The 396-nt window shown below is 55.6% G+C and carries 1 protein-coding gene; it reads right to left on the reverse strand.

What is annotated here, in order from left to right; all coding sequences use genetic code 11:
* Positions 1-396: hypothetical protein (locus OO306_RS28245; RefSeq protein WP_265970405.1), on the reverse strand; the 396-nt coding region annotated here is incomplete at both ends.

Raw genomic sequence — 396 nt, forward strand, 5'->3', positions numbered from 1 at the left:
TGGTGATGGTGGTGTGAGGAGACGGTGACCTGGGTCCCCTGGCCCCAGTAGTCGTAACGATTGACGGCGGTGTAGAAACGATTACTCGGATCTGCTGCACAGTAATAAACGGCCGTATCGTTAGGTTTCAGGCCGTTCATCTCCAGATACAGAGTGTTCTTGGCGTTGTCTCTGCTGATAGTAAATCGACCCTTCACGGAGTCTGCATAGGCGATGCTGCTATTCAGCCAGCTAATAGCTGATACAAATTCACGCTCCTTCCCTGGAGCCTGGCGGAACCAGGCCTTGGCATAGCCTCTGAAGGCGCGTTCAGAGGCTATACAGGAGAGTCTCAGGGAGCCTCCAGCCTGCACCAATCCTCCTCCAGACTCCTGCAGCTGCACCTGGGCCATGGCC

It is taken from the genome of Pseudomonas sp. DCB_AW (genome assembly GCF_026240895.1).
GTDB classification, from domain to species: Bacteria; Pseudomonadota; Gammaproteobacteria; order Pseudomonadales; family Pseudomonadaceae; genus Aquipseudomonas; species Aquipseudomonas kermanshahensis.